General features: G+C 61.5%; 19 protein-coding genes and 1 other RNA gene. 8 read left to right on the plus strand and 12 right to left on the minus strand.

The window, feature by feature from the left end; all coding sequences use genetic code 11:
• Positions 1-3: 3 nt before the first annotated feature.
• Both aceF and aceE read right to left on the minus strand, forming a co-directional pair.
• Entirely contained in the window at positions 4-1,659 is a 1,656-nt protein-coding gene (gene aceF / locus GTP69_RS07370) for a dihydrolipoyllysine-residue acetyltransferase (RefSeq protein WP_161054269.1), read from the minus strand.
• Positions 1,660-1,688: 29 nt separating this feature from the next.
• Positions 1,689-4,379, minus strand: coding sequence for a pyruvate dehydrogenase (acetyl-transferring), homodimeric type (aceE, locus tag GTP69_RS07375; protein ID WP_161050499.1), 2,691 nt, complete (start codon positions 4,377-4,379; stop codon positions 1,689-1,691).
• A gap of 266 nt (positions 4,380-4,645) precedes the next feature.
• Here aceE and folD point away from each other — a divergent pair, with 266 nt between their 5' ends.
• The 5 genes from folD (at position 4,646) to GTP69_RS07400 (ending at position 9,792) form a co-directional block, all read left to right on the plus strand.
• Complete coding sequence (gene folD / locus GTP69_RS07380) at positions 4,646-5,491, plus strand: bifunctional methylenetetrahydrofolate dehydrogenase/methenyltetrahydrofolate cyclohydrolase FolD (RefSeq protein ID WP_161054270.1); 846 nt, start codon at positions 4,646-4,648, stop codon at positions 5,489-5,491.
• A 19-nt stretch (positions 5,492-5,510) separates the two neighbouring features.
• Positions 5,511-7,583 carry a M3 family metallopeptidase gene (locus GTP69_RS07385; protein ID WP_161054271.1) on the plus strand — a complete coding sequence of 691 codons (2,073 nt, stop codon included), beginning with the start codon at positions 5,511-5,513 and terminating at the stop codon, positions 7,581-7,583.
• Positions 7,584-7,673: 90 nt separating this feature from the next.
• A complete protein-coding gene (locus GTP69_RS07390) occupies positions 7,674-8,105 on the plus strand; it encodes a DNA polymerase III subunit chi (RefSeq protein WP_161054272.1) in 432 nt (143 codons plus the stop codon).
• On the plus strand, positions 8,102-8,479 hold the full coding sequence (locus GTP69_RS07395) for a DUF2486 family protein (protein WP_110844862.1): 378 nt from the start codon (positions 8,102-8,104) through the stop codon (positions 8,477-8,479). Before GTP69_RS07390 ends, GTP69_RS07395 begins: the two co-directional genes overlap by 4 nt.
• 176 nt (positions 8,480-8,655) lie before the next feature.
• Positions 8,656-9,792 (plus strand): branched-chain amino acid ABC transporter substrate-binding protein, encoded by a 1,137-nt coding sequence (locus GTP69_RS07400; protein ID WP_161048173.1) that lies wholly within the window; start codon positions 8,656-8,658, stop codon positions 9,790-9,792.
• 48 nt (positions 9,793-9,840) lie between these two features.
• Here the strand turns inward: GTP69_RS07400 and GTP69_RS07405 are convergent, their stop codons facing one another.
• Positions 9,841-10,161 (minus strand): c-type cytochrome, encoded by a 321-nt coding sequence (locus tag GTP69_RS07405; RefSeq protein WP_161054273.1) that lies wholly within the window; start codon positions 10,159-10,161, stop codon positions 9,841-9,843.
• Positions 10,162-10,316: 155 nt separating this feature from the next.
• On the opposite strand from GTP69_RS07405, the gene GTP69_RS07410 reads away from it, so the two are divergent.
• Complete coding sequence (locus tag GTP69_RS07410; RefSeq protein ID WP_110844865.1) at positions 10,317-10,541, plus strand: TIGR04438 family Trp-rich protein; 225 nt, start codon at positions 10,317-10,319, stop codon at positions 10,539-10,541.
• Positions 10,542-10,575: 34 nt separating this feature from the next.
• Here the strand turns inward: GTP69_RS07410 and ilvD are convergent, their stop codons facing one another.
• Complete coding sequence (gene ilvD, locus GTP69_RS07415; protein ID WP_161054274.1) at positions 10,576-12,438, minus strand: dihydroxy-acid dehydratase; 1,863 nt, start codon at positions 12,436-12,438, stop codon at positions 10,576-10,578.
• Positions 12,439-12,583: 145 nt separating this feature from the next.
• Here ilvD and GTP69_RS07420 point away from each other — a divergent pair, with 145 nt between their 5' ends.
• Together GTP69_RS07420 and lgt are read left to right on the plus strand one after the other, a co-directional pair.
• A complete protein-coding gene (locus tag GTP69_RS07420) occupies positions 12,584-13,492 on the plus strand; it encodes a LysR family transcriptional regulator (RefSeq protein WP_161054275.1) in 909 nt (302 codons plus the stop codon).
• Positions 13,486-14,343, plus strand: a complete 858-nt coding sequence (lgt, locus tag GTP69_RS07425; RefSeq protein ID WP_161054276.1) for a prolipoprotein diacylglyceryl transferase — start codon at positions 13,486-13,488, stop codon at positions 14,341-14,343. The genes GTP69_RS07420 and lgt overlap by 7 nt, the downstream gene beginning before the upstream one ends.
• Here the strand turns inward: lgt and GTP69_RS07430 are convergent.
• The 8 genes from GTP69_RS07430 to GTP69_RS07465 form a co-directional block, all read right to left on the minus strand.
• On the minus strand, positions 14,327-14,785 hold the full coding sequence (locus GTP69_RS07430; RefSeq protein ID WP_161054277.1) for an EVE domain-containing protein: 459 nt from the start codon (positions 14,783-14,785) through the stop codon (positions 14,327-14,329). The two genes, lgt and GTP69_RS07430, sit on opposite strands and share 17 nt — an antisense overlap.
• Positions 14,786-14,861: 76 nt before the next feature.
• Positions 14,862-15,041: non-coding RNA, 6S RNA (gene ssrS, locus GTP69_RS07435), on the minus strand.
• A gap of 55 nt (positions 15,042-15,096) precedes the next feature.
• Positions 15,097-15,408, minus strand: coding sequence for a cell division protein ZapA (locus tag GTP69_RS07440; RefSeq protein ID WP_161044945.1), 312 nt, complete (start codon positions 15,406-15,408; stop codon positions 15,097-15,099).
• Positions 15,405-15,647, minus strand: coding sequence for a hypothetical protein (locus tag GTP69_RS07445; RefSeq protein WP_161051277.1), 243 nt, complete (start codon positions 15,645-15,647; stop codon positions 15,405-15,407). The genes GTP69_RS07440 and GTP69_RS07445 overlap by 4 nt, the downstream gene beginning before the upstream one ends.
• An 88-nt stretch (positions 15,648-15,735) precedes the next feature.
• Positions 15,736-18,516 (minus strand): beta-galactosidase GalA, encoded by a 2,781-nt coding sequence (gene galA, locus GTP69_RS07450; RefSeq protein ID WP_161054278.1) that lies wholly within the window; start codon positions 18,514-18,516, stop codon positions 15,736-15,738.
• A 104-nt stretch (positions 18,517-18,620) separates the two neighbouring features.
• On the minus strand, positions 18,621-21,152 hold the full coding sequence (locus GTP69_RS07455; protein ID WP_161054279.1) for a TonB-dependent receptor: 2,532 nt from the start codon (positions 21,150-21,152) through the stop codon (positions 18,621-18,623).
• Positions 21,153-21,289: 137 nt separating this feature from the next.
• Positions 21,290-22,258: a LysR substrate-binding domain-containing protein gene (locus GTP69_RS07460; RefSeq protein WP_161054280.1), complete on the minus strand. Its 969-nt coding sequence runs from the start codon at positions 22,256-22,258 to the stop codon at positions 21,290-21,292.
• Positions 22,259-22,316: 58 nt separating this feature from the next.
• Complete coding sequence (locus tag GTP69_RS07465; RefSeq protein WP_229260847.1) at positions 22,317-23,243, minus strand: SMP-30/gluconolactonase/LRE family protein; 927 nt, start codon at positions 23,241-23,243, stop codon at positions 22,317-22,319.
• Positions 23,244-23,426: the final 183 nt, after the last annotated feature.

A 23,426-nucleotide genomic window follows, 5' to 3' on the forward strand; every position in this document is an offset into this window, starting at 1 on the left:
TCCTTACAGCAGAATTTTACGCATGTCGCCGAGCACTTCGCTCAGGTACACGGAGAAGCGCGCGCCCATCGCGCCATCGACCACGCGGTGGTCGTAGGACAGCGAGGTACCCATCAGCAGGCGAGGCTGGAACGCCTTGCCATCCCACACCGGCTTGAGCGACGCCTTGGACAAGCCCAGGATCGCCACTTCCGGCGCGTTGACGATCGGCGTGAAGTGCGTGCCGCCAATGCCGCCCAGCGACGAGATGGTGAAGGTCGCGCCTTGCATGTCGGCCGGCTTCAGCTTGCCTTCGCGCGCTTGCAGCGACAGCTCGGTCATCTCTTTGGCGATCTGCGTGACCGATTTCTGGTCGGCGTTTTTGATCACTGGAACCACCAGGCCATTCGGCGTGTCGGCGGCGAAGCCGATGTTGTAGTACTTCTTCAGAATCAGGTTCTCTCCCTTCGCGTCCAGCGACGAATTGAAGGTCGGGAATTTCTTCAGCGCGGCGACCGATGCCTTGATCACGAAGGCCAGCATGGTCAGCTTGGTGGCGTCCTTGTTCTTGGCGGTAGCGGCGTTGGATTCAACGCGGAAGGCTTCCAGGTCGGTGATGTCGGCATCGTCGAATTGCGTGACGTGCGGGATCTGCACCCAGTTGCGGTGCAGGTTAGGACCGGAGATCTTCTTGATGCGCGACAGCGGCAGCAGTTCGGTTTCGCCGAATTTGCTGAAGTCCAGCGACGGCCATGGCAGCACGCTGAAGTTACCGCCGCCACCGACGGCGCCACCAGCAGCGCCCGAAGGCGAAGCGACGGTACCGGCGATCACGCCCTTGACGTAGTTCTGCACGTCGATCTGGGTGATGCGGCCTTTAGGACCGGAACCTGGCACTTTGCCCAGGTCCACGCCCAGTTCGCGGGCGAACTTGCGGATCGATGGCGATGCGTGCGCCAGTTTGCCGGTGGTGACCGAACCTTGCGACGCGGTCGGCGCGGCAGCGGCGGCAGCCGGCGCAGGTGCTGGCGACGGCGCGGCGGCAGCGGCGGCAGGCGCCGGAGCAGCAGCGGCCGGTGCAGGCGCTGCGGCGGCTGGGCCACCCACTGCGTCTACCACGAATACGACCGTGCCCATGGCAACCTTGTCGCCTACCTTGACCTTCACTTCTTTCACCACGCCGGCGTGCGACGATGGGATTTCCATGCTGGCCTTGTCCGATTCAACGGTCAGCAGCGATTGGTCCACCTTGATGGTGTCGCCAACCTTGACCATGACTTCGATGACTTCCACTTCCTTGAAGTCGCCGATGTCCGGTACTTTGACGTCGACCGGGCCGGCCGATGCTGCCGGCGCAGGCGCCGGGGCAGCAGCGGCAGGTGCCGGTGCAGGGGCTGCGGCGGCAGGCGCCGGAGCGGCGGCTGGTGCGGCGGCAGCAGCGCCGTCACCTTCCAGTACCAGCACCAGCGAACCCATGGCAACCTTCTCGCCAACCTTCACTTTGATCTCTTTCACCACGCCGGCGGCGGACGAAGGGATCTCCATGCTGGCCTTATCCGATTCAACGGTGATCAGCGACTGATCCACCTTGATGGTGTCGCCAACCTTGACCATCACTTCGATGATCTCAACTTCCTTGAAATCGCCGATATCCGGGACTTTAACTTCCACAATGCTCATAGCGTTTGCTCCGTATTTTTCTAAGCGGATTATTGGGTCACCGGATTTGGCTTGTTCGGATTGAGGTTGTACTTGGCCACAGCCTGCTCAACCACCGAAGCGTCGATCTTGCCTTCTTCCGACAGCGACTTCAGTGCGGCAACCGTGATGTAGTAACGGTTCACCTCAAAGAACTCGCGCAGTTTGGCGCGGCTGTCCGAACGGCCGAAACCATCGGTACCCAGCACGCGGTAGGTGCGGTCTTTCGGAATGAAGGCGCGGATCTGTTCGGCAAACGCGCGCATGTAGTCGGTCGTCGCCACGATCGGACCGCTGGTATCTTTCAGCAGTTGCGCCACGTATGGCACGCGCTGCTCTTTGGTCGGGTTGACCAGGTTCCAGCGCTCGGCATCCTGACCATCGCGCGCCACCAGCGTCAGCGAAGGAGCGGACCAGACGTCGGCAGCGATGTTCCAGTCGTTCTTCAGCAGTTCAGCCGCAAAGATCGATTCACGCAGGATGGTGCCGGAGCCGATCAGCTGCACGCGCTGTTTCAGCGACTCGTCGCCTTGCTGCAGCAGGTACATACCTTTCAGGATGCCCTCTTCCTGGCCTGGCTTAATGCCTGGGTGAGCGTAGTTCTCGTTCATGATGGTGATGTAGTAGAACACGTCTTCCTGTTCTTCCACCATGCGACGCATACCGTCTTGAATAATCACGGCCACTTCGTGACCGAAGGTTGGATCGTACGGCATGCAGTTCGGCACAGCCGCTGCGAACAGATGGCTATGGCCATCTTCGTGCTGCAGACCTTCGCCGTTCAGCGTGGTGCGGCCGGCGGTGCCGCCCATCAGGAAGCCGCGCGCGCGCATGTCGGCAGCAGCCCACACCAGATCGCCGATACGCTGCATACCGAACATCGAGTAGTAGGTATAGAACGGAATCATCACGCGGTTGTTGGTCGAGTACGACGTCGCCGCAGCGATCCACGAACTCATACCGCCGGCTTCATTGATACCCTCTTGCAGGATCTGGCCAGCCTTGTCTTCGCGGTAGTACATCACCTGGTCTTTGTCGACCGGCTCGTACAACTGGCCTTGCTGGTTGAAGATACCGACTTGACGGAACAGGCCTTCCATACCGAAGGTGCGCGACTCATCGACCAGGATAGGCACGATACGCGAGCCGACGCTGGAGTCTTTCAGCAGCGTGGTCAGGATACGCACGTAAGTCTGGGTCGACGACACTTCACGGCCTTCTGCGGTCGCGTCCAGAACGTTCTGGAAGGCGCTCAGCGGCGGCACGGTCAGCTTCTCGTCGGCCTGTTGGCGACGGGCCGGCAGGTAGCCGCCCAGCGCGGCGCGGCGCTCGTGCAGGTACTTGATTTCCGGTGCGTCGTCGGCTGGCTTGTAGAACGGGATGTCGGCCAGTTGATCGTCCGGAATCGGGATCGAGTAGCGGTCGCGCATTTCGCGCACGGCTTCGTCGGTCAGCTTCTTGGTGTTGTGCGCGGTGTTGCGTGCTTCGCCGTGCTTGCCCATGCCGAAGCCCTTGATGGTTTTCACCAGCAGGACGGTCGGTTGGCCTTTGTGTTCTTGCGCGACCTTGAAGGCAGCGTAGATCTTGTGCGGATCGTGGCCGCCGCGGGTCAGACGCCAGATGTCGTCGTCGGTCATGTTGGCAACCATCTCCAGCAGCTTTGGATGCTTGCCGAAGAAGTGCTTGCGCACGTAGGCGCCGTCTTTGGCCTTGTAGTTCTGGTACTCGCCGTCGACGGTGTCCATCATCACTTTGCGCAGGATGCCTTCTTTATCCTGTTGCAGCAGCGCGTCCCAACCCGGGCCCCAGATGACTTTGACCACGTTCCAGCCGGCGCCACGGAATTCGCCTTCCAGTTCCTGGATGATCTTGCCGTTGCCGCGCACCGGACCGTCCAGGCGTTGCAGGTTGCAGTTGACCACGATGACCAGGTTGTCCAGCTTCTCGCGCGCGGCCATACCGATCGCGCCCAGCGATTCCGGTTCGTCCATCTCGCCGTCGCCGCAGAAGGCCCAGACTTTACGGTCGGTGGTGTCGGCGATCGAGCGCGCGTGCAGGTACTTCAGGAAGCGTGCCTGATAGATCGCCATCAGCGGGCCCAGGCCCATCGACACGGTCGGGAACTGCCAGAAGCTCGGCATCAGTTTCGGGTGCGGGTACGACGACAGGCCGCCGCCGTCGACTTCGCGACGGAAGTGCAGCAGCTGGTCTTCGCTCAGGCGGCCTTCCAGGAAGGCGCGCGCGTAGACGCCAGGCGACGAGTGGCCCTGGATGTATAGCAGGTCGCCGCCATGGTTTTCGCTCGGCGCTTTCCAGAAGTGGTTGAAGCCGATGCCCAGCATATTGGCCAGCGAGGCGAACGAGGACAGGTGACCACCGAGGTCGCCGTCGACGCGGTTGGCCTTGACCACCATCGCCATGGCGTTCCAGCGCATCCACGAGCGCAGTTTTTCTTCGTATTCCAGGTTGCCCGGGCAGTGTTGCTCCTGGGACAGTGGAATCGTGTTGACGTAAGCGGTGTTGGCCGAGAACGGGATGTCCGAGCCGCTTTGGCGGGCCAGGTCAATCAGGCGTTCCAGCAGGTAGTGAGCACGATCAGGGCCCTCTTGTTCCAGCACTGAGGCCAGGGAATCCAACCATTCTTTAGTTTCTTGCGAATCCGGGTCGGTGTTTGCCGTTACCTGGTCAAGTTGAGCTGACATGTATTAAGTCTCCTGAGTTGAGATTGTGCCCCGAACCATGCGGCTTCCGGGTTGAGAGTTTGCTGATTATTTACTATTACTTTAATGATGTGTGGGGATTCTAGCAGCCTATTTTGGCTTTTTCAAATTACGATAAGGCATTTCATATTATGAAATTACCCTATGAAAACCTTGTGCAGTGCAGCATTCATTGGCGGCGGAAAACGCGGCGGGATGGCCGCTGCCGCTTTATAATGCGGTTCTCCCTCTACCACTCTGGTTAAATCATGCCTGCTCAACTGATCGACGGAATCGCCCTCTCCCAAAAACTGCGCGCGGAAATTGCTGCACGTGCTGCAAAACTGACCGCTCAAGGCAAACAGCCTGGTCTCGCCGTGATCATTGTCGGCGACGATCCGGCCAGCCATGTGTATGTGCGCAACAAGGTCAAGGCTTGCGAGGACGCCGGTTTCTATTCGCTCAAGGATCAATACCCTGCGGATCTGAGCGAGGCCGCACTGCTGGAACGCATCGCCGCGCTGAACGCCGATCCGGCCATCCACGGCATTCTGGTGCAGATGCCGCTGCCGAAACACATCAATCCGCACAAAGTGATTGAAGCCATCTCCGCCAAGAAGGACGTGGACGGTTACTCGGTGCTGAGCGCCGGCGAGCTGATGACCGGCCTGGAGGGCTTCCGTCCGTGCACGCCGTATGGCTGCATGAAACTGATCGAGAGCACCGGCGTGGACCTGCGCGGCAAGCATGCGGTGGTGATCGGCCGCAGCAACACGGTCGGCAAGCCGATGGCGCTGCTGCTCTTGCAAGCCAACGCTACCGTCACCATCTGCCATAGTGCGACCCCGGACATCGGCGTGTACACCCGCCAGGCGGACGTGGTCGTGGCCGCAACCGGCCGCCGCAATACCCTGACTGCTGATATGGTCAAGCCGGGCGCGATCGTGATCGACGTCGGCATCAACCGTAACGACGAAGGCAAGCTGTGCGGCGACGTCGACTTCGACGGCATCAAGGAAGTGGCATCGCACATTACGCCGGTCCCCGGCGGCGTGGGCCCGATGACCATCACCATGCTGCTGATGAACACGGTGGAAGCGGCCGAGCGCGTATAAACCAATATAGGACCCCAAGATGACTGACAAGAATCCCCTGCTCGACTTCAGCGGCCTGCCGCGTTTTGACGCCATCAAACCGGAGCACGTCACCCCAGCCATCGACGACCTGCTGGCCAAGAGCCGCGCCGTGGTCGAACAGCTGCAAGCCCCTGCCGACCACGTCACCTGGAACAGCTTCGTCACGCCGCTGGAAGACGCCACCGAGCTGCTGGGCCGCGCCTGGGGCATCGTCAGTCATCTGAACAACGTGGTGGACACGCCCGAACTGCGCGCCGTCTACAATGAGAACCAGCCGAAAGTGACCGAATTCTGGACCGAGCTCGGCCAGAACGAAGCGCTGTTCGCCAAATACAAGGCGCTGCGCGCCTCGGCCGAATTCGCCACGTTGACGCCGGCCCGCAAGCGCATCATCGACAACGCCATCCGCGACTTCCGCATGGGCGGCGCCGAGCTGCCGGAAGCGCAAAAAGAACGCTTCGCCGACATCCAGGAAGAGCACGCCAAAACCTCGACCCGCTTCTCGGAAAACGTGCTGGACGCCACCAACGACTACAAGCTGCTGGTGACCGATGAAGCCGACCTGGCCGGCCTGCCGGACGACGTCAAGGCCGCCGCCCGCGCCGCCGCCGAGAAGGCCGAAAAACAAGGCTGGGAATTCTCGCTGCACTTCCCGTCGTACTACCCGATCCTGCAATTCGCCGACAAGCGCGAACTGCGTGAAACCATCTACCGCGCCAACGCCACCAAGGCCTCCGAACAAGGCGACGTCTTCAGCAAGAAAGAAGACTGGGACAACACCGCCAACATCGTCACGCTGCTGAAGCTGCGCGACGAAGAAGCCAAGCTGCTCGGCTATAACAACTTCGCCGAAGTCTCGCTGGTGCCGAAGATGGCCAAGTCGCCGGACGAAGTGATCGCCTTCCTGGAAGACCTGGCCAAGCGCGCCCGCCCGTTCGCCGAGAAAGACCTGGCCGAACTGCGCGCCTTTGCCAAGGACGAGCTCGGCATCGACGAGCTGAAAGCCTGGGACATTCCGTACGCCTCCGAAAAACTGCAGGAAGCCCGCTACGCCTTCTCGGCGCAGGAAGTGAAGCAATACTTCCCTGAACACAAAGTGGTCGACGGCCTGTTCCGCCAGATCCAGAACCTGTTCAACGTCGAGATCAAGACCGACGACGCGCCGGTGTGGCACAAGGACGTGCGCTTCTTCCGCATCGAGCGCGACGGCAAGCTGATCGGCCAGTTCTACCTCGACCTGTACGCGCGTGCCGGCAAGTCCAGCGGCGCCTGGATGGACGACGCCCGCGGCCGCCGCGCCGACGCCACCAATGTACAGACGCCGGTCGCCTACCTGACCTGCAACTTCACCGAGCCGGCAGTGGAAGACGGCGTCGCCAAGCCGGCGCTGTTCACGCACGATGAAGTGATCACGCTGTTCCACGAATTCGGCCACGGCCTGCACCACATGCTGACGCAGGTGGATGAGTTGGGCGTGTCCGGCATCTCCGGCGTCGAGTGGGATGCGGTGGAACTGCCGTCGCAGTTCATGGAAAACTTCTGCTGGGAATGGGAAGTGCTGGAGCACATGACCGCGCACGCCGTCACCGGCGAACCGCTGCCGCGCGCGCTGTACGACAAGATGCTGGCGGCGAAGAATTACCAGTCCGGTTTGCAGACGCTGCGCCAGGTCGAATTCTCGCTGCTGGACATGCACCTGCACTACGACTACGACGCCAACAGCGGCAAGAGCGTGCAGCAGTTGATCGACGAAGTGCGCGGCAAGTTCTCGCTGGTGATTCCGCCGGCCTTCAACCGCTTCCAGAACTCGTTCGGCCACATCTTCGCCGGCGGTTATGCGGCCGGCTACTACAGCTACAAGTGGGCCGAAGTGCTGTCGGCCGATGCCTATGCCGCGTTTGAAGAAGCGCAGAAACTGGGCCCAGCCGCCGTGTCGGAAACCGGCAAGCGCTACTTGGCCGAGATCCTGTCGGTGGGCGGTTCGCGTCCGGCGCTGGAGTCGTTCACCGCCTTCCGCGGCCGCGAGCCGAGCATCGACGCACTGCTGCGTCACAGCGGCATGGCCGCGTAACAATTCCTCTTCCTTTCCCACGCCGGGAACCGCACGGTAGCAACATCGATGCCAGCGGTTTCCGGCGTTTTCGCATACACTGGATTTACCATGACACGCATCGACTTCCACACCAATGTCCCGGACAAAGTCGCCTACGCCTGCCGCCTGGTGCGCAAGGCTTGGGCCGCGAACAACCGCGTGGTGCTGATGACCGACGATGCCGTGCAACTGGCAGAACTTAACGCGGCGATGTGGGCTTTTTCCGCCACCGACTTCCTGCCGCACGTATTGGCGGACGATGCGCTGGCGGCGCACACCCCAATCCTGCTGACGGACGATGATGAGGCGGAATTACCACACACGCACAAAGAATTATTGGTCAATCTGTCGCGCCGCGCACCGCGCAATGTGACGCAGTTTGCGCGCATGATTGAAGTGATTTCTTCTGAAGAAGATGATGCGGCTGCCGGCCGCAAGCGTTATGTCGCATACAAGCAGCAAGACTATCCTCTTACCCACTTTGTCGCAGGAAAATCATGAGCCAAGCATCGTTTGACGCAAGTATCCCTGTCCTGACGGAAGTTCTGAAAGCGGAGCCTTTGAATGACGAAGGCGCACCGCCGCCACCGATCTCCACCGAGGCCCAGCTGGAAGCCGAGGCCATCGACGGCTGGACCGATGCCGAATGGGCCGTCATGGAACACCGGCTGTCGGTGCGCATCATGCACCAGTTGCAGTCGCGCGTGGATTTTGTGCTGGAGCAGCGCATCAAGGACAGCATGGCCGAAGTGCTCAGCCATGCACTGCATGACCTGACCAACGAAATCCGCATCGGCCTGCACGACACGATCGAGAAGATCGTGTCGCGCGCAGTCGCCCAGGAACTGACCCATCTGCAAGCGCAGAAAAAGTAAGCCCGCCATCCCGGTCCGCGCACCTGTCGTGTGCACGGACCGCACCGCCCTGAAGCAGCTTTGCCTCAAATCAGGGAAACGCTCCAAAAAAGTTCAAAAGCCCCTGTTTGCCGCTTTGCGCGGCGAATAAATTGTTGTACCTTGGTAGCCTTGCATACAACTTTGGAGATTTGCACATGCAGTTCAAATTCATTCCCCTGGCCCTCGCCCTGGCGTTTGCCGGCAGCGCCGGTGCGCAGGAAGTGATCAAGATCGGCCACGTGGCGCCGGTCTCGGGTCCATCGGCTCACCTCGGCAAGGACAATGAAAACGGCGCCAAAATGGCGATCGAGGATTTGAACGCCAAGGGCATCAAGATCGACGGCAAGCCGGTCAAGTTCGTGCTGCAACTGGAAGACGACGGCGGCGATCCGAAGCAAGGCACGGCGGTCGCGCAGAAGCTGGTCGACGCCAAGGTCAACGGCGTGATCGGCCACCTGAACTCCGGCACCTCCATCCCCGCCTCCAAGATTTACTACGACGCTGGCATCCCGCAAATCTCGCCGGCCACCACCCAGACCAAGTACACGCAGCAAGGCTTCAAATCGACCTTCCGCGTGGTTGCCAATGACGCCAAGCTCGGTGGCACGCTGGGCAGCTACGCCGTCACCAAAATCGGCGCCAAGAAAATCGCCGTGATCGACGACCGCACGGCCTACGGCCAGGGCGTGGCGGAAGAATTCGTCAAAGGCGCCAAGAAAGCGGCGCCGGGCATCGACATCGTCGCCAAGGAATTCACCACCGACAAAGCCACCGACTTCAACGCCATCCTCACCAAGATCAAGGCCAAGAATCCGGACCTGATCTTCTTCGGCGGCATGGACTCGGTAGGCGGCCCGCTGCTGCGCCAGATGAAGGCGCTGGGCATCACCGCCAAGTACATGGGCGGCGACGGCACCTGCACCGAATCGCTGCCGAAGCTGGCCGGCGTGGCGGCCGTGACCGGCACCGTGACCTGCGCCGAAGCGGGCGGCGTCACCGCCGAGCAGCAGAAAGGCATGGACGACTTCCAGGCCCGCTACAAGAAGAAATACAACGCCGATGTGCAGCTGTATTCGCCGTACGTCTACGATGCGGTGATGACCATGGCGACCGCCATGCAGGAAGCCAACTCGGCGCAGCCGGCCAAGTACCTGCCGTTCCTGCAGAAGATCAAGTACCAGGGCGTGACCGGCCTGATCTCGTTCGATGCCAAGGGCGACATCAAGGATGGTTCGCTGACGTTGTTCAACTACGACAACGGCAAGAAGACCAAGTTTGAAGTGATCAAGTAAAAATGAAAAACGCGCCTTGAAGGCGCGTTTTTTTTGGCTAACCCAAGGTCATTTCTGCGACAGCACCCATTTCACCAGGGTGTGGGCTTCGGCCTCGCTCACCTGTGGATTGGCTGGCATAGGGATCGCGCCCCAGGTGCCCGAACCGCCCTTCATCACCTTGGTGACCAGTTTGGCTTCGGCATCTTTCTGGCCGGCGTATTTGGCGGCGACATCCTTGTAGGCAGGACCGACGACCTTGTTGGCGACCGCGTGGCAAGCCATGCAGTTCTTGGCCTTGGCCAGATCCAGGCCGGCGTCCGCCATGGCGACTTGCGAAGCGAAGGCCGATGCCACCACTACCCCAACCATCATCAAATTGCGTTTCATTGTGTGTTCTCCAGGTGAATGCGACTAAATCTTGCCGAACCATTTTACCGCGTTTTGCTTTAGCGCATTTAACGCTCAAATCAAGTAATGGTTGACGATGCGGGGAATATTGCTGTCAATGAAACCAATGTAAGATAGAGGGAAAGGAGAACATCATGCCACTGATCCTGCTGATCCTAGCTTTGGTAGTGCTGCGCTATTTTGAAGTATGGAAGTTTGCCGAGCTATCCTGGTGGGCGATCGGCGCCCTGATGGTGCTGGCCTTCCTGTGGTTCGAATTCCTCGAACCGATGCTGGGCTTCGACAAACGCAAAGCCCACAACGAAGACGAAAAACGCCGCAAGGAACGCGTCAAACAGTCGTTCGACAACAAGAAATAAACTCCCGCTCCGGACGGAGCGGGAGATGCACGGATTAGCGCTTCAGTTGCGACAGGTCGCGCACGGCGCCGCGGTCGGCGGAGGTGGTCAGGGCGGCGTAGGCTTGCAGTGCTTGCGAGACGTAACGCTCGCGATTCACCGGTTGCCATGCATCGGCGCCCTTGGCTTCCATCGCGGCGCGGCGCGCTGCCAGTTCGGCGTCGGTGACGCGCAGGCCGATGGTGCGGTTAGGGATGTCGATGTCGATCATGTCGCCCTCTTCCACCAGGCCGATGGCGCCGCCTTCCGCCGCTTCCGGCGAAGCGTGGCCAATCACCAGGCCCGACGAACCGCCCGAGAAACGGCCATCGGTGAACAGCGCGCACGCCTTGCCCAGACCTTTGGACTTGATGTACGAGGTTGGATACAGCATCTCCTGCATGCCAGGACCGCCCTTCGGACCTTCGTAGCGGATGATGACCACGTCGCCTTCATGTACGTTGTCGCCGAGGATCGCTTCTACCGCCGCGTCCTGCGATTCAAACACGCGCGCCTTGCCGCTGAATTTCAGGATGCTTTCATCCACGCCTGCCGTCTTGACGATGCAGCCCTTCTCCGCCAGGTTGCCGTACAAGACCGCCAGACCGCCGTCCTGCGAATACGCGTGTTCCTTGTCGCGGATGCAGCCGGTACTGCGGTCCAGATCCAGCGACGCGAAACGCTCGGACTGCGAGAACGCCACCTGGGTCGGTACGCCGCCCGGCGCTGCGCTGAACAGCTTGTGCACGGCAGGATCGTCGCTGCGCTTGATGTCGTTGCGCTCAATCGCATCGGCCAGCGTAGGCGCGTGAATGGTTGGACGCGAGGTATCCAGCAAACCGCCACGCGCCAGTTCACCCAGGATCGAGATGATGCCGCCAGCGCGGTGCACGTCTTCGATGTGGAACTTGTCGGTCATCGGCGCGACCTTGCACAGGCACGGCACCTTGCGCGAGATGCGGTCGATGTCGGCCATGGTGAAGTCCACGCCCGCTTCGTGCGCAGCCGCCAGCAGGTGCAGCACGGTGTTGGTCGAACCGCCCATCGACACGTCCAGCGCCATGGCGTTTTCAAACGTCGCCTTGTTGGCGATGGTGCGCGGCAGGATCGAATAATCATCCTGCTCGTAGTGGCGCTTGGCCAGTTCGACGATCAGACGGCCGGCGCGCAGGAACAGCTGTTCGCGGTCCGCGTGGGTAGCAACGATGGTGCCGTTACCCGGCAGCGACAGGCCCAGCGCCTCGGTCAGGCAGTTCATTGAATTGGCGGTAAACATGCCGGAGCACGAACCGCAGGTCGGACAGGCCGAACGCTCGATCTCGGCCACATCGGCGTCGCTGACGCTGCTGTCGCCGGCCTTGATCATGGCGTCCACCAGATCCAGCTTGATGATCTTCTGGCCGCCGTTGACTACCTTGACCACTTTGCCCGCTTCCATCGGACCGCCCGACACGAACACCACCGGAATGTTGAGGCGCATGGCAGCCATCAGCATGCCCGGCGTGATCTTGTCGCAGTTGGAGATGCAGACCATCGCATCGGCGCAGTGGGCGTTGACCATGTACTCGACCGAGTCGGCGATCAGGTCACGCGACGGCAGCGAATACAGCATGCCGCCGTGGCCCATGGCGATGCCGTCATCGACGGCGATGGTGTTGAATTCTTTCGCTACGCCGCCCGCTTTTTCAATCTCGCGCGCGACCAGCTGGCCCAGGTCCTTCAGGTGCACGTGACCCGGCACGAACTGGGTAAAGGAATTGACCACGGCGACGATCGGCTTATCGAAGTCGCCATCTTTCATGCCGGTGGCGCGCCAGAGTGCGCGGGCGCCGGCCATATTGCGGCCGTGGGTGGTGGTGCGGGAACGGTATTGCGGCATGATGTTTCTCCAATGATAAGGCTAGCCTAATTCTGCTGGCTTAGCATGGGAGTTTGCGACGTCCCCACGACGGTGTCAAATATATGATTTGCACAGCTGTGAGTGGTATAAAATATCACAGAGCATAAACAACATAGTAAACCATATGGAACTGCGACAGCTGCGCTACTTTATCGCCGTCGCCGAAGAACTCCACTTCGGCAAGGCGGCGCTGCGCCTGCACATGACGCAGCCGCCGCTGTCGCAAACCATCCAGGCGCTGGAGGAAGAACTGGGCGCGCCGCTGTTCGAGCGCAATCGCCGCGGCGTGACGCTGTCCCCGGCCGGCGCCGCGCTGCTGCCGGAAGCCCGCCGCATGCTGGCGCACGCGCAGGAGCTGCCGCAGCTGGTGCAGCGCGCCGCCGGCGGCGAAGTCGGGCGCCTGACGCTGGCCTTCGTCTCCTCGGCCGACTACAGCGTGCTGCCGCCCTTCCTGCGCGCCTACCGCGCCGCCTACCCGCAAGTGCAGATCACCCTGCAGGAAGCCACCTCCGATCTGCAACTGGACGACCTGCTGCACAACCGCATCGACGCCGGCCTGCTGATCCCGCCGCTGCCGGACAAGGCCAAAGAACAACTCGACTACCTGCCGGTGCTGAACGAGCCGCTGGTGCTGGCGCTGCCCTCCGGCCTGCCGGCGCTGAAAAAGAAAGGCAAGCTGACACTGTCAGCCCTGCCGCCGCTGCCGCTGATCATCTTCCCGCGCGCGATTTCGCCGGCGCTGCATGACGCCATCCTGTCCGTGTTCCGCGACGCCGGCATCACGCCGCAGATCGGCCAGGAAGCGATCCAGATGCAGACCATCGTCAGCCTGGTATCGGCCGGCATCGGCATGGCGCTGGTGCCGCAGTCCGTCTCCAATCTGATGCGGACCGGGGTAGAATACCGGGCGCTGGCCGACGCCACGCCACTGGTCGAAACCGGCCTGGCCTGGCGGCGCGACAACGCCTCGCCGGTGCTGCACGGCTTTTTGGATTTATTAAGAAACGAATTGAGGAAAAGCGCTCTATGCTGATACACCCAATGCCCGATCCCGTCGCCCTGCAACTGGGGCCGGTAGCAATCCACTGGTATGGTTTGATGTACGTGCTGGCCTTTGCGCTGTTCATCGCGCTGGGCCGGGTGCGCATCAAGCAGCCGCACATCGCCGCGCAACTGTGGAAGAAAGAGGATCTGGACGACATGCTGTTCTACGGCATGATGGGTGTGATCATCGGCGGCCGTCTGGGCGAGGTGCTGTTCTACGAGCCGGTGAAGTACTTCTCCGATCCGATCGAAATCTTCAAGGTCTGGCACGGCGGCATGTCGTTCCACGGCGGCTTCCTCGGCGTGGTGATCGCCATGTCGCTGTGGGCGCGCAAGGCCGGCCGCAACCTGCTGGACGTGTACGACTTCATCGCGCCGCTGGTACCGCTGGGTTACGCCGCCGGCCGCATGGGCAACTTCATCAACGCCGAACTGCCGGGCCGCGTGGTCAGCGATCCATCGCTGCCATGGGCCATGCTGTGGCCGGACATCCGCTACCCGCTGCATCCGGACCCGGTGTTCCTGCAAGGTCTGCGCCATCCGTCGCCGATCTACCAGATGCTGATCGACGGCCTGCTGGTATTCATTATCCTGTGGTTATACGCGCGCAAGGAACGTCCACGCCTGGCGGTAGGCGCCATGTACACGCTGCTGTATGGGTGCGCGCGCTTCTTCACCGAGTGGTTCCGCACTCCGGACTGGGAAACCAACGTGCTAGGCCTGCCGATCACCTCCGGCCAGGTGCTGTCGCTGCCGATGATCGTCGGCGCCATCCTGATGCTGGTATGGGCCTACAAGGTCCGCCAGCAGGGACGGCCGCCGATTATTTCAAAAGCTTGACCACTGCCTTCCATTGCGCCGGCGTGACCGGCGTGATGGACAGGCGGCTGCCCTTTTGTAGCACCGTCATCTCTTCCAGCGCGGGGATCGTGCGCATCTCCGCCAGCGACAGCAAGCGCGTTTTCTGCGTGCCTTTGACATCGATCGAAATCCAGCGCGGCTGCTCCTGCGTGGCCTTGGGGTCGTAGTATTTGCCCTTGGCGTCGAACTGCGAGGCGTCCGAATAAGGAGCGCTCACTATCTCCGCCAGGCCCGCAATGCCGGGCTCCGGGCAGCTAGAGTGGTAGAACAGCACCCCATCGCCGACCTGCATCTGGTCGCGCATGAAATTGCGCGCCTGGTAGTTCCGCACGCCGAACCACGGCGTGGTCTGGTCCTTCGAAGCCATGACGTCGTCGATACTCACTTCATCCGGTTCGGATTTCATCAGCCAATACTGCATCGCGCCTCCTTGCAAAAACGTCCAGACGAAAAAAAGCGGCTGCGCATTCACATGCTTGCAACCGCTCTTCGTTGAATAGGGCCCCACGTGTGCCGTCTTGCCGGCATCCCGAACCAAAAGGCTCAGGTGGTCACAGTTAGTTCAATTTCGGGTTCATCGGACTAGCGACGCTCTCGCCCATCGAACAAATTTCCGTAACCGGTGCAAAAAAATGGTTCAAGGAATATATGACAAGTCTCGAACACTGCAGGGTGAATGAAGTTTACTCTCTTGTGCGCCGCAAAGGAAGGGCTGATCCAATTAAAAACAAATTAAAACAGCGTTTCCTGTGGCGTCAGCGCGGCATCCAGTACTTTGTGCATGGCGCTGATCTTGGTCTGCACTTCGAGGATCGACATGTCAGACAACGGACCTTGCGGCGCTTTCACCGTCAGGAATTCCGCCGCCACGCTCAGTGCCGCCATCACGGCGATGCGGTCATTGCCCTTGACTTTACCGGCGTCGCGAATCGCCGACATTTTCTTGTCGAGGAAAGACGCCGCCTTGCGCAGCGCCGCTTCTTCCTCTTCCTTGCAGGCCAGCTTGTAGCTCAGGCCCATGATGGTCACATCCACCTGGATCATCGTGCGTCCTCGTTTTCAGGCTGCTTTTCTTCGGGCGTGTCGGCGTCGAGGGACGGGATCTGCTCCAGCAAAGCTTCGACCCGCGTCGAGGCCTCGCTCAGACGGCGTTGATAACCCATGTTCTCCACCACGAGGGCGGCGTTGGCCTGGCGCAGCTGCGCATTTTCCCGGCGCAGGGCGACGGTCATCTCGGCCAGCTGGTCGATTTTATCGGACAGTTCTTGGAAATCTGAAATCATCCCGCCACTATAGGCAGCGCGCGGGATGCCGTCAACCGAATCGCGTGTTTGCTACCGACAAGCACGCGATTTATTTACTCGCCGTCAACTACTGCGCCGGCTCGATGGTGACATTGCCCTCGATGCCGCCGCCCTGCCCCGCTTCCGCTTCGATCAGCACATTGATCTCGCGCTTGCCGTCGCCGGCCGGCAGCACCACATCCAGTGGCGCGGCGGCGTAGCTGTCCTTCTTGCCGACCAGCGCGCCGTTGAGCCAGATCTCTGCCTTGCCCTTGATCGACGCAAAGCGAATGTGGCCGCTGCCGTCCGACAGGTTTTTGCGCGGCGTGAAGCTGGCGCGGTACAGGTGATACTTGCTGCCGGCGGCGGCGCGCATCGGCGGCGATCCCCAGCCCCAGGTATTCATGTCGAAGCTGGCCAGCTTCTGGTTCGGGTCCGGACGCGCATCGCCATCCGGAGCAATCCGCCAGCTGCGCACAAACGTCAGCGGCGCATCGGCCGGCGCCACGAACGGCTCGGCCGCCACCGCTTTGACCGGAATCGTCACGCGCGCCGCTTGCAGGCCGGGCGCCGTGGCGCTGATGGTGACGGCGTCCTTGGCATCGTAGTTGGTCTGCACAATCAGCTGCGCCAGGCCGTTAAACAGGCGACGCGTGGCGCCCTTCTCGTCTTCGTGCGAATTCGGATCGCCGTTGCCATGACCGATGGAGCGGCCGCCGCCCGTGACGGCGAAGGTTACTTCGTTATCCGCCAGCGGCACGGCGCGGCCCTGCGCATCCAGCGCGCGCACGGTGATCGGCAGCGCGTCGCGGCCATCGCCGTTCAGCTGCGCGCGGTCCGGCACCAGCTCCAGCGACACCGGCGCGCCGGTGGTCTCGACCGCCGTGCGCACGACTTCCTTGCCGCCCCGGTAGCCGATCGCTTCCAGCTTGCCCGGCTCGAAGGCGACGTCGAAATTATTCATGCGATAAGGATCGGCCTTCTGCTCGCCCAGCGCGCGGCCGTTCAGCAGCAACTGGATGCGTTCGACGTTGGCCATCACCATCACGCGTACCTTGTCGCCCTGCTTCCAGTTCCAGTGCGGCGCGATGTGGATCAGCGGCTTGTCCTTGATCCACTGCACCTGGTGGATGTAGTAGGCGGTTTTCGGGAAACCGTTCAAGTCCATGATGCCGAACACCGAGCTGACCGACGGCCATTCATTCGGCGTCGGCTCGCCGCGATAATCGAAACCGGTCCACACAAAACCGCCCGCCACGAACGGACGCTTGTCGATGGCTTCCCACGCATCGCGGTGGGTATTGCCCCACTGCGCCGCGTCGTCGTCATAGCTGGCGATCAGGTTTTTCTCTTTCACCGTCTTGTACTCGCCGCGCGTCATGAAGGCGGAGGTGTCCTCGGAACTGGTGAACGGCTTGTTCGGATAAGCCTTGTGATAGCGGTCGTAATCCGGCACCTGGTAATTGGCGCCTACAACATCGACTGCATGCGACACATTCAGCTCGGTCAGGAAGCCGCCGTTCATCGCAGCGGTCACCGGACGCGTATCGTCCAGCGCCTTGACGGCGGCCGACATGCGGCGCGCCATTTCGTAACCGACTTCGGTGGCCTGCACCGGCTCCTCGTTAAACACCGACCACAGGACGATGCCCGGATGGTGGCGGTCACGCTTGACCATCCACTCCAGCTGCTTCATGTAGTCCGCCGATGGATTGAAATTGCGGTTCTCGTCCATGACGACGAAGCCCATGCGGTCCACCATGTCCAGTACTTCCGCCGCCGGCGCATTGTGCGAGAAGCGGATCGCGTTCACGCCCATTTCCTTCAGGCGGCGCAGACGATACTCCCACACCGAATCCGGCACCGCCACGCCAACGCCTGCATGGTCCTGGTGAATGCACACGCCTTGCAGCTTGAGGTGCACGCCGTTGAGGAAGAAACCCTGCGCCGCATCGAAGCGGATGGTGCGGAAGCCGGTGTTCAGCGACACCTCATCCTGCGCCTTGCCGGCTTGCAGAACGCGAGTGGTCACGCGATACAGGTTGGTCTTCTCCAGCGACCAGATGGCCGGATTGTTGACGGTGATCGGCAGCTGCACGGTGCTGGTGGCCAGCACGCCCACGCGCGCCGGCGCGGTGCGCTGCGCCACCTGCTTGCCGGCGGCGTCGTACAGCGTCACTTCGACGATGACGTCGCTGGCGGCCTTGCCGCTGTTATTCAGCGTGACTTCAACCGGAATGCTCCACTGCTTGTCCTTCACCAGACGCGGCGTGGCGTGCACGCCGTCGGTCACCACGTGCACCGGGTTGCGCTTCACCAGCCAGCTGTGGCGATACATGCCGGCCCCTTCGTACCACCAGCCCTCCATCGCTTCCGCATCGACGCGGATGGCGATGGTGTTCATCGCATCGCCATAGCGCAGGAACGGTGTGATGTCGATGTAGCTGGCGTTGTAGCCGGACCAGTTGCGGTTGACCACATTACCGTTGACCCAGACCGTGGCGTGGGTGGCGATGGCGTCGAACTGCAATTCAAAATGCTTGCCGCGATCCGCCGGATCGACTTGCAGGTAGCGGCGATACCAGCCGATGCCGCGCGGACGGTAGCCCTGCGCCACATTGGCCTTGGGATCGAACGGACCTTCGACGGCCCAGTCGTGCGGCAGGTCGAGATGGCGCCAGTCCGAGTCGTCGTATTCATTGCCGGCAGCGCCGCCGGCGCTGCCGGCTTTGGCATTGCTATAGGATTCTTCGTGTCCAACGATAGGCGGCTGGACGATGTCGCCCTGGTGGAACAGCCAGCCGCGATCCAGCGACAGTCGTTCGCGCGTGGCGGCGTCGACGTTCACGCAGGCCATCAACAACAGCATGATACTTATCAGTCTTATTTTCAAAGCAGTCTCCCCTGATAAAAAAAACGGAGCAGTGCCATCACGCACCGCTCCGCAAATACCACGATAAAAAGGTTACGTGCTTACAGCTTGAACGACAGGCCCAGATTGTAGCGGCGGCCGTAATCGGTCACCTGCTGTTGCAGTGGGTTGTTGGCGCTGGTGTAAACCGATTTCTGATTGCTCAGGTTATCGATGCCGAAGCGGACCTGGATGTTAGGCGTCAGTTGCTTGGCCAGGTTCAGCGTGTAGTAGGTCTCCGCGCCGTTCACCAGCAGTTGGCCGGCGTCCCAGCTTGGGTTACGCACGAACGAGCTGTGATGGGTAGCCGACAGGCGTGCTTCGTAGCCTGCCTTCTCGTACCACAGCGTGATGCCGCCGTTGTTCTTCATCAGACCCTGGATCGGGTATGGATTACCGACCGGCACCTGCTCATGGATAGAGCTCAGGGTGTAAGCGTAGTTGCTGGCGATACCCAGGCCGTCGAATGGCGCCGGCAGGAAGTTGAACGCCTGCTGGTACACCAGCTCCAGGCCGCGCACGTTGCCGCCTTCGCCGTTGACCGAGCGGGTAATCGCCTCGCTCTGCGTGATGGCGATGTAACGCTGCACCTGCTTGTAGAAGCCGGCCACCGACACCAGGCCGCCCTTGGCGAAGTACCACTGGTACGCCAGGTCCACCTGATTGGCCATCATCGGCAGCAGGTCAGGATTGCCGGCGGTACCGGTTTGCGGCCGGCCGGTGGTGACGGTGCTCAGGATGCGCGAAGCACGCAGCTCGTCCAGCGGTGGACGCGACATGGCGCGCCCCGCGCTGAAGCGGATCTGGTGTTCCTGCGCTTCATCCAGATTGAAGATCAGGTTCAGGCTAGGCAGGACTTCGGTGTACGAGGTGCCGCCTTCGACCGGCGTGGCATCCGCGCCGCCGATCGACTCCATGCCGTAGCTGTCGGTCTTGGTGTGCACAACGCGCACACCGACGTTGCCGCGGTAGGTTTTGCCGAGGGCTTCGCCATCCAGGTCACCCTGGATGAAAGCCGAGGTGCTGCGCTCCTTGACCTTCCAGCCGGACAACAGATCATCCTGGGTCTGCACGCGGCCGGTCGGGTTGGTGGCGTTGGCGCCGTAGACCGAAGCGATGGTGCCGGTGAAGTCCTTCAGTGCGATATACGACGGGAAGCCGGCCACGTTCACGGTTTCAAACGCCGATTGCGGAATCGCTTGCGAGCCCATATCCCAGGTAGTCTGGCGATAGCTCTTCTCGCGATCGGTGGCGCGCACGCCAACCTTGATGCGGCTGATGATGCTGTTGTCGATCGGACGCGAGGCGCTGACCGACACGGCGTTCAGCAGATCCTTCACGTGGCCGTCGGTGTCGACGTACAGCGTTGCGGCGCTGTAGTTGGCCGGATTGCCGGTGTCCATGCCGAAGCTGTAGGCCTGGTGTTCGTTACCGGTAAAATCAAAGGTGGTCTTGATGTAGTCGTTGCTCCACTGGCGCACGTCTACCCACTGGCTGCTGCGCATGGCGTGGGAGGTCGACAGATCGGTTTCCACTTTCCAGTCGCCGGCGGTGAACTTGCCGTTCAGGCCAGTGGCGGCCACGTTGGCGTCCTGCAGCCAGCGCGAGTGGTTGTTCACGACCTTGGTCCAGTCGGCGGTAGCGCCGGCCACGTAACCGTTGATCAGGTTAACGTTGGTGTAGTTGGCGTAGTTGGCCAGGCCTTCGGTCCAGTGCTGCAGCTGGTCTTCGTTGATCTTGGTGCGGGCGAAGTAGGTGTCGGCGGTGATCAGGACGTCGTTGTTCGGTTTCCATTCGACTTTGCCCAGCACGCTGCTGCGCTTGTTGTCGCCGCGGCGGATGTCATCCTGGAAGCCCCAGGGCGTCTTGTTGGTGGCGGTGCTTTCATCGAAGCCCCACTGCTGCACGCCCTTCTGCACCGATGGCTGGTCCTGGTAGCTGAAAGCAATCGCCGCACCCAAAGTCTTGTTCAGGAACTGGTCGACGTAAATGCCGCCCACGCGTGGCGCGGTCTTGTCGGCGCCGGCGATGTCTTTCGAGATCGGGTAGTACAGTGCATCGGCTTTCAGGTTGATCTGACGGCCGTTGTACTTCAGTGGCGACACGGTTTGCAGGTCGATGGTGGTGGCGATGCCGCCTTCCACCAGTTCGGCGTTCTGCGTTTTATACACAGTCGCGCCGCTGATCGACTCCGACGGGAACTGCTCGAAACGCACCGCGCGATCCGGTTCCGACGATGCCAGTTCACGGCCGTTCAGCGTGGCGCCGATGAAGCGTGGACCCATGCCGCGCGCGACGATCTGCGACGCGTTGCCGCGATCCAGGCCGGAAGACAGGCCAGGCAAACGCGCCAGCGATTCTGCAATGGTGGTATCCGGCAGCTTGCCGATGTCTTCCGACGATACGACTTCCACCATGCTGTTGGAGGCTTCCTTGGCCGCCAGCGCATTGCGCACCGAGGCGCGGATACCGGTCACATTAATTTGTTGAATATCGCCTGCTGCGGCGGCGGCATCTTGTGCCATGGCCTGTTGGACCAGCAGTGGCGAAGTAAAGAGCGTGGCAATCAGCCAGCTCATTTTTTTATGTTTCATTGTGCATCTCCAGTGTTTGTCTTTGTCCCGTCTCTGTTAAAGATTGGACGGATAACCGGATGCTAGCGAAACACCAATTTACAAACCAATAGATTATTTAGCGCGGGCCATACCAAGTTCGTATATCACGCTGCAAGTCAACCCTGCGTTGGCGCGCGATAGTGAGGATAGATGCTGGCTGCGGCGTCGCGCAGCGCGATCAGCATGGCATCGGCGCCAGGCGAGAGCTGGTGTCGCTTGCGCGTCACAATGCCGAACGAATCCATGCTCACGCCCAGATCGAACGGCAGCGCCTTCAGCAAACCGGCGTCCAGATACGGCTGCACCGCTTCCACCGGCAGCGCCACGATCATGTCGTTATTGAGCAGGAGACTAGCAACCACCGGCATGTCCAGCGTTTCGACGGTTTCCGCCGGCTGCTCCAGGCCATGCGATAAAAACAGCGCGGTCAGGCGATCGCGCAAAATGGAGCCAGCCGGCGGCAGGATCCAGCACTGCTCCATCAAGTCTTCCAGCTTCAGGTCCGCGCGGTCGATCAGCGGATGGCTGGCGCGCGCGATCAGCACATGCGGCTCGTCGGTCAGCGGTTCGAAATTCAGTTCATCGGCCGCCTCGGTATCGAGGATGCGGCCCACCACCAGATCCAGCTCGCCGCTACGCAGGCGCTCGACCAGCACTTTACTGGTCGACATGGTCACCGCCACATGCACGCGCGAATGGCGTGCCTTCAGCAGGTTGATCGCCTTCGGCACCAGGCCGGTGGCCGGCGCCAGCACCGTGCCCAGACCCACGCGGCCGCGCAGGCCGGACAGCAGTTCCATCACTTCCTGATGCGCCGCATCCATCTCGGCCAGCGCCGCGCCGGCGCGGCGGATCAGCACCTTGCCGTACCATGTTGGCGACACGCCGCGCGACAGGCGCTCGAACAGCTGCACGCCCAGCGCGTGTTCCAGCTCGCCCAATAACTTGGACGCGCCAGGCTGCGTCAGGTTGGCGGCTTGCGCTGCGTGAGCGATGGAGCCATGCCGGCCCAGCTCTACGAGCAAGACCAGGTGGCGGGTTTTCAGGTGGGAACGAACAAAGCGGTCCGAGCGGGAATCAGTCATAAGGGTGATTGGTTTGATTGCCCATCATAAATGCGGGCTGGACCAGCGTCAATCACCGTCACGTGCGCGAAACCGGTATGGAAGCGCTACCGCTATCAATAAACAAGCTGTCGGCGACGCCGCGCGCCAGCCCCTTGGCCACATCCGGCGGTAAACCGTACAGGCCGCCCTGCGCGCCGAGCACCAGCAATTGCCGCAGGCCGTCGCCGCCAAACGCCACCGAGGCGACGGCCTCGCGCGCCAGCGAAATCTGCCGCAACACCTGGCCGGCGCTGTCGTACTGCACCAGCACGCCGCCCTGCACGCTCCAGATGTTGTCTTTACTATCAGCGATGGCGGCGCCGGCGCCGCGCTCCACCAGCTCCGAAAACGTTTTCATCCCGCTGACCTTGGCCCGCTCGGCATCGTAGTCGCATTGCATCAACTCGCCGCGGGTGGCGTCGGCGAAGATCATCTTGCGGCCGTCCGGGCTGAAAGCGATGCTGGCGGCCTTGACCACCGCCGGCAAAGCCAGCCGGCGCAGGCCGTAGCGCTGCGAATACTGGTAAAAACTGCCGATCGGCCGCTGGTCCTGCGCGGTGTTGGCGGTGCCGAACACGAAATTGCCGTCGCGGTCGGTACAGCCGTCGCTGATGCTGGTGCGCGGTTCGGCGGCGTCGATGGTGATCAGCACCTGGGCCTGCAAGGTGCGCACCGGCTGGCCGGGCTGCGGCAGTTCCAGCATGCCGAGCCGCTTGCCCAGCCCCAGCAGCACTCGGCCGGAGCTGCAACACACCATCACGCAGGCGCTCTCTTGCAGGCGGACGCCGCTCGGCATGGCGGGCGGCGCCGGCCATGCATACAATTGGCTGCCGACCGGATCAGGCCAGCGCCAACATTGCTGTACAGCATCCCAACGCAGCGCGCAGCCGGCCTGCCCCACCCGGATCAGCATGATGCCGGGCGTGGACGCGACCGAGGTGGCTGCATGCGTTGCTACATTCATAGGAGTCCTGAAACGGTTTTCGACAACGGAAAGTCTAAGGGAAGGCGGCTGGCCTCAGCTATGAATAAAGCGCGGCCAGCCATGCAGATATCGGATAGCTGCGCCAGATTTGAGCACCCACGGCTGCTATCCGATAATGATATGGCTCCCAGCGAATTAATCATATTTCCAGTCTAGCCGGCC

The organism is Duganella levis (genome assembly GCF_009857605.1).
In the GTDB taxonomy this organism is placed as follows: Bacteria; Pseudomonadota; Gammaproteobacteria; order Burkholderiales; family Burkholderiaceae_D; genus Rugamonas; species Rugamonas levis.